Below are 6,178 nucleotides of genomic sequence, written 5' to 3' on the forward strand. Positions count from 1 at the left end.
GAATCCTGAACGACTGCTCAAGGATGCTCGACATGCTGATGCGCTGGTGTGCTGTTCCCACGTTGCTGATGGCGTTGACTGGTCTGGCCCAGGCTGCCGACTGTCCCGAATTGCTGCAAGGCTCGCTACCCAAGTTGCGAGCCAAGGAATCCATTGATCTGTGCCAGCAATACGCCGACAAGCCGCTGGTGGTGGTCAACACTGCCAGTTTCTGCGGTTTTGCGCCGCAGTTCGAAGGTCTTGAGGCGCTGCATAAGCGCTACGAAGGGCAAGGTTTGCAAATGCTCGGGGTGCCATCCAACGACTTCAAACAGGAGTCCAAGGACAGCGCCGAGACTGCCAAGGTCTGCTACGCCAACTATGGCGTGACGTTCAATATGACCGAGCCGCAAAAGGTTCGTGGTGATGACGCTACGCATCTGTTCCAGGTGCTGGCAGCACAGAGCAGTGCGCCGAAGTGGAATTTCTACAAGTATGTGGTCGATCGCCAGGGCAAGGTGATCGCCAATTTCTCCAGTCTGACCAAGCCGGATGATCCGGAGTTTATCGCCGCGATCGAGAAGGCTATCGCCTCGAAACCGCTGAAGCCATAGCGCTGTTTTTTTGTGGGAGCGAGCCTGCTCGCGAAAGAGATCTGCCAGTCGACAGGTGTATTGGTTGATACACCGCCTTCGCGAGCAGGCTCGCCCCCACGCGGGAAGTGTGTTGTGGTGGTGAGCAAAATCAAGGCATCAAAAAAGCCCCGCCTCTGCAAAGAGAGCGGGGCTTTTTTGTCGGCGAGGGGTTAGCCTCGCTCTGCAGCATCAGAAGCGGTAAGTAGCGCCGACACCGAAACCGTTTGCCGAGTTTTCATACTTGGCATCGTAGGTCTGACCACGGTTGTTTTCGTTGCGGATCTTGACCGACTCTTCCTTCAGGTACGAGTAGGCGACATCGATGGTCAGGTCGTCGGTCGGGCTCCAGCCGGCACCGATACTGAAGATGGTGCGGTCGCCAGTCGGAATACGTGGCGAACGGTCTTCGTTATTGGTCGGCGACTGGTCGAACGTCAGGCCGGTACGCAATACCCATTCCTTGTTCAACTGATACGACGTACCCACGGCGTAGGCCCAGGAGTCATGCCAGTTCTGGTCTTCGTTGATCGAACCGAACTGACCGGCCAGCAACGGCTGTACCCCGGAGTTCTTGACGGTGATTTTTTCCAGCTGGCTCCAGCGGGTCCAGGTGGTACCGGCATAGACGTTCCAGCGATCGTTGATTGCCTGGGTGACCGAGAAGTCGATGGATTCAGGCGTGGTGATCTTCAGCGAAGCGTCGTATTTCTGGTTGGCGCCCAGACCGATTGCGCCGAGCACACCGTAGTTGACCTTGGTGTTGCCTTCGAGCTTGTAGTCGACTTTCGAGTGGTAAGTCAGACCCAGACGCGTGGTATCAGTGGCTTGTACCAGCACGCCGACGTTGTAGCCCAGCGCGGTGTCGTCACCCTTGATCTTGACCTTGCCGTCCGGGAACGCCGGAGAGATCGACAGGTTGGATTCCAGCGCGCCGTCAATGCGGTTGATGGTTGGGCCGAAACCGATCGACACTTTGTCGTTGAAGGCGTAGCTGACGGTCGGTTGGAAAGTGATCACTTGTACTTCGGACTTGCTGCCAAAGTAACGGCCGGCAAAGCCGTTTTCATAATCAGTGATCAGGCCGAATGGCACATAAACGCCAAGGCCGAATGCCCAGTGATCATCAATCGGTTTGACGTAGAAGCCCATAGGTACAGCGGTGAAGGGCACCATGTCGCCTTTGTTGCTGCCGCCGTTGGGGCTGGAACTGGCATTGCTGATATCGGTGTGAGCATCGACAACGGCTACGCCACCGGTCACTTGTTCGCGCTTGATGCGCGACATGCCGGCAGGGTTGCCATAAACAGTGCTTGCGTCGTCGGCAGAAGAAGATCGCCCGGCAAAACCAGTCCCCATCCCGCTGATGCTTTGTTCGTTGAGGGCAAAGCCGGCCGCGAAAATTTGGGTGGAGGCGAGGGTAACGGCGAGGCTAAGGGTGGTTTTGAGCATGACTTTTTTCATTATTAGAACTCCTGATGATCACCGGGGCGAAAATTACCAACATTTTCGTCCCAGCGCTATAGTCCGTATGCCTTGAGTTAGAGCGGTTTTGTAGGACAATCCGACCAGAATCGCGACCTGTTGGGCGATCTTCTGAAACCGGTCGGTCAGCAAGCGACCTGATTCACCGTTGAAACACAGGTGTGCCAGGCAAAAGTGAAGTCGCGCAGACGACCTTGGGGTTGAAAGGTCTGACGCCAGATACGCGCCATTCCCAGCAAATCGTTGGAATCGGGGAGGGTGGGGTTTTGTTCTTCAACCAGCAGCCAGGCAATGGCCGTGGCGTAACGCAGATTTACCGTCAATTCCAGGTGCGGGCCGGTCAGGAAGGCATGCTGACTGGCGAGGCCGCGAACCAGGCTGGCACGTTCCGGATCGAGTGCCAGATAATCATCCCAAAGGGCCTGATGGCGATGCTCGGCAATCCGGTAGAGGCCGTGGCCACGGCGGTCGTGCAGGGCGGAACCCAAGGCTGACTGGCTGGCGGCAATGCCCAGCAGCAGAGATTCGGCAGTCGCGCTGTGACGTCCCAGATAGATCAGCGTAGGGCGGATCACGTAGCGGCACAGTTCGCTGGCAGCGATACCCATAAAACCCTCGGTTCTTGTTATTGATGGCGAGTCCTGAAGGGGGGCTTGGCAGCAGTGGATCGGTTCAGGCTCGCCGCAAGCGGATCACGCCGCTTGAGTTGAAGTGTAGTGTCATATTCGCGACGTAAAGGCCTGTTTTTAAAATATTTCCGGCTTCGAGTTATAACCGTTATATCGGATGGTGCTTAAGCGCAAAGGGTAAAAAGTGAAACATCAGGCAATAAAAAGCCCCGCATTGTGTGCGGGGCTTTTGCTTTTGCAGCCTTTTCGGCTCTCAGGCAATCAATGCCTGACGTGTACGGTCGATCACGGCCTGCAGCGGTTCGGCGCTGGAGTACTGATCGGGGTACAGACGCTCGCTGTGGCGGGCGATACCGTGTTCGTTGACCAGTGTGAAGCTGAAGCAGCCTTTGCGAGCGGCCATGATCAGGCAGTTCATTGGTGCAAAAGCGTTGGTTAGGGTGCGAATGGCATCCTGAGTATGGATTTGAGTAGACATAGTTATTAGGTGTTCCTACAAATGACACGGATAAGAACCGTGCAACGTTAAAACGTTCCAGTAACGTCGACCACCATTGGTCGAACGAAGAACCCGACTGGAACAAAGCAGCCAGTTTGAAGCGCTATTAAGTTGGCGCGCTTGGGCTGGCAGGTAGGTACTTAGGAGGGCAGGCATCACAACGAGGGCAAAGGTTCTGGGCCCGGGGTGAAGATCCTGATCAATTTGCAGGTTGGTTCGGTCAGAGTAAGTGTTCTTCGCAACACCCTTCACGTCATTGGAAGGCTGTGTTGTCGCAAGATTTACCTGGAAACCATCGAGGGGTCGTTCCCGCTTTTTTCGGTAGAGCTTCTTGGAAGAAGGCAGACCGTGGGGATGTGTTCGACCGGAATTGACTTTCAGCTTGGTACTAACGCCGCGGATACTAACGGATCGAAACGGGTAAAGCAAACTTCGTGTAGAAAAACATTGCAGACGCCGATTGAGTCTGCTTTGGGGGGGCGATGAATTGCCCGCATTTGGCGCAGCGAGTGACCGTCGGTCGGTGAAGATTTGTTCATCAAGTCCCGTGCCAGACCGGTTTATCCCCAGACCGGTTAGCAAAACGACCCGAAAAAGCGCATCGATATAACCGGGTAACAGGTACTTGTGCACATTAGTTGCGCAAGCTGTAACGGCACTGTCATACCAATCCTGACTCCACTGGCTGCCTGCATCGAAAGTTTAAGTCAATGAAAAACATCGCTTTTTTTTGTTGGTGAAAAAATCGTCAGTTTGACTGCGAGCCCCATTCCATAAGGCTTTGCGACGGTTGGAGGGCGGTTGTCCACTGAGTTATCCACAGCTTCTGTGGATTGTCCCGAGCGCTTGCTCTAGGACGGGCGTGCCGGGTTGTTTTTCGACTTTACCTGTAAGAAAAAGAGAGTAGAGTGGCGCGCCTTCCGATTCGTCCCACAGTGCTTTATGAAGTTTCGCTCAGTATCAGACTCTGTTACCTCACAACCTTCTCCTGTTACCCCGCCCAAGCGATTTTCTGTTCGCGTCGCAGAATGGCTGCTCGACAGCCCGCGCCTGAGCGACAGTCATAATGCCAAACACATCGCAGGGTGCTTGCTCAAACAACCGGCGCGTGAAGGCGTGGTGGCTGCGCAAAGCCGCCTCGGTCAGTTGATGTGCCGTGAGTGCGGTAACGCCCGGGATCGTCGCATCGGTCAGGATCTGCTGCGCCAGGCCGCTCGTGCCGGTGACCGTCGTGCGCAACAGGAACTCGGTCTGCTCGAAGACTGAGCTGTCCAAGACCTGACACCTTGGTTAACCTTCAGGCTTTATAAGATCGGCGGGAGTGGCTATGGCGATGGACTTGACCAGCGTATTGCTGGGGCTTGCAGGGGCGGGATTGCCACTGCTGGCGCTGGCCTGGCAACTGCAACGCCGGGCGAGCAATGGCCAGGCCGAGGTCGCCTTGCTCGAAGAACGGCTGGCCATGGCGCAACTGGCGCAGGACGGACTCAACGCGCAGCTCGACGCCAGCCGCGATGAAGTTGCCGATCTCGGCCAGGCCAACGCCGCCAAGCAGGCTGATCTGGCAGCGCTGCGCCGGGAAGTCGAGCTGCTGCAGATCGAGCGTGATGACGCCCGCGATGCCTCCCACGCCTGGAACCTCGAACGCGCGAACAAGGAAGCTGAGCTGCGCCGCCTCGACGCACAAGCCGCTTCACTGAACGCCGAACTGCGCGAGCAACAGGAAAGCCACCAGCAACGCCTCAACGACCTGCAAGGCTCGCGCGATGAACTGCGTGCGCAGTTTGCCGAACTGGCCGGGAAGATCTTCGATGAGCGCGAGCAGCGCTTTGCCGAGACCAGTCAGCAGCGGCTCGGGCAGTTGCTTGATCCGCTCAAGGAGCGCATCCAGTCCTTCGAAAAACGGGTGGAAGAAAGTTATCAGGCCGAGGCCCGCGAGCGCTTCTCGCTGGCCAAGGAACTGGAACGTTTGCAGGCGCTCAATCTGCGCCTGAGCGACGAAGCCACCAACCTCACCCGCGCCCTCAAAGGCCAGAAAACCCAAGGCAACTGGGGCGAGCTGATTCTTGAGCGCGTGCTCGAACACGCCGGTCTGGAGAAGGGCCGCGAGTATCAGACCCAAGTCAACCTCAAAGGCCCGGATGGCGAGCGCTTCCAGCCCGACGTGATCATTTATCTGCCGGGCGACAAGCAAGTGGTGGTGGACTCCAAGGTGAGTCTCACCGCCTATCAGCAATACGTTGCAGCCGACGACGACACCCTCGGGCAGATCGCGATCAAGCAGCATGTATTGTCGTTGCGCAATCACGTCAAAGGCCTGGCCGGCAAGGATTACAAACGTCTTGAAGGCCTGCACAGCCTCGATTTCGTTTTGCTCTTCGTGCCGATCGAGGCCGCATTTTCGGCAGCTTTGCAGGCTGAGCCATCGCTGTTTCAGGAAGCCTTCGACCGCAACATCGTCATCGTCAGCCCGACGACGTTGCTGGCGACTTTGCGGGTGATCGACAGTCTGTGGAAACAGGAGCGCCAGAGCCAGAACGCGCGGGAAATCGCCGAGCGCGCCGGGTGGCTGTACGACAAGTTTGTGCTGTTCATTCAGGATCTTGACGAGGTCGGCAACCGCCTGCAGCAACTGGACAAAGCCTACAGCTCAGCGCGCAACAAGCTGACAGAAGGGCGCGGTAATCTGGTCAGTCGCAGTGAGCAGCTGAAATTGCTCGGCGCCCGGGCGAGCAAGAGCTTGCCGGCGGATTTGCTGGAGCGGGCGATGACCGATGTCGATGGTCTCGTCGAACTTCCTGAATAAAGATCAAAAGATCGCAGCCTCCGGCAGCTCCTTGTATGTTGCCCTCACACCAGTCAATTGAGATCTAAGCTCGCTGGTGCGGACATACGAAGATGTGTTTCTGGGGGAGACCGATCGCTCCTGAAGGCAGGACTTGCTCCTGACCTTG

The 6,178-nt window shown here is 56.8% G+C and carries 6 protein-coding genes; 3 read left to right on the top strand and 3 right to left on the bottom strand.

The features are described 5' to 3' along the window. Window positions 1–32: 32 nt before the first annotated feature. On the top strand, window positions 33–593 hold the full coding sequence (locus tag AC0ZWN_RS27985) for a glutathione peroxidase (RefSeq protein ID WP_427118692.1): 561 nt from the start codon (window positions 33–35) through the stop codon (window positions 591–593). A 210-nt stretch (window positions 594–803) separates the two neighbouring features. Here the strand turns inward: AC0ZWN_RS27985 and AC0ZWN_RS27990 are convergent, their stop codons facing one another. The 3 genes from AC0ZWN_RS27990 to AC0ZWN_RS28000 form a co-directional block, all read right to left on the bottom strand. After that, complete coding sequence (locus tag AC0ZWN_RS27990; protein WP_476337589.1) at window positions 804–2,075, bottom strand: OmpP1/FadL family transporter; 1,272 nt, start codon at window positions 2,073–2,075, stop codon at window positions 804–806. Window positions 2,076–2,221: 146 nt separating this feature from the next. After that, window positions 2,222–2,704 carry a hypothetical protein gene (locus tag AC0ZWN_RS27995; protein ID WP_122597308.1) on the bottom strand — a complete coding sequence of 161 codons (483 nt, stop codon included), beginning with the start codon at window positions 2,702–2,704 and terminating at the stop codon, window positions 2,222–2,224. 274 nt (window positions 2,705–2,978) lie between these two features. After that, window positions 2,979–3,203, bottom strand: a complete 225-nt coding sequence (locus AC0ZWN_RS28000; protein ID WP_034156218.1) for a hypothetical protein — start codon at window positions 3,201–3,203, stop codon at window positions 2,979–2,981. Between the two features lie 963 nt (window positions 3,204–4,166). Between AC0ZWN_RS28000 and AC0ZWN_RS28005 the strand changes: the two genes are divergently transcribed. Together AC0ZWN_RS28005 and AC0ZWN_RS28010 are read left to right on the top strand one after the other, a co-directional pair. Next, window positions 4,167–4,490, top strand: coding sequence for an SEL1-like repeat protein (locus AC0ZWN_RS28005; protein ID WP_095051090.1), 324 nt, complete (start codon window positions 4,167–4,169; stop codon window positions 4,488–4,490). Window positions 4,491–4,665: 175 nt separating this feature from the next. Beyond that, window positions 4,666–6,030: a DNA recombination protein RmuC gene (locus tag AC0ZWN_RS28010; RefSeq protein WP_176091711.1), complete on the top strand. Its 1,365-nt coding sequence runs from the start codon at window positions 4,666–4,668 to the stop codon at window positions 6,028–6,030. The last annotated feature ends 148 nt before the right edge of the window (window positions 6,031–6,178 follow it).

This window comes from Pseudomonas sp. 3B-A001-10F, assembly GCF_056313565.1.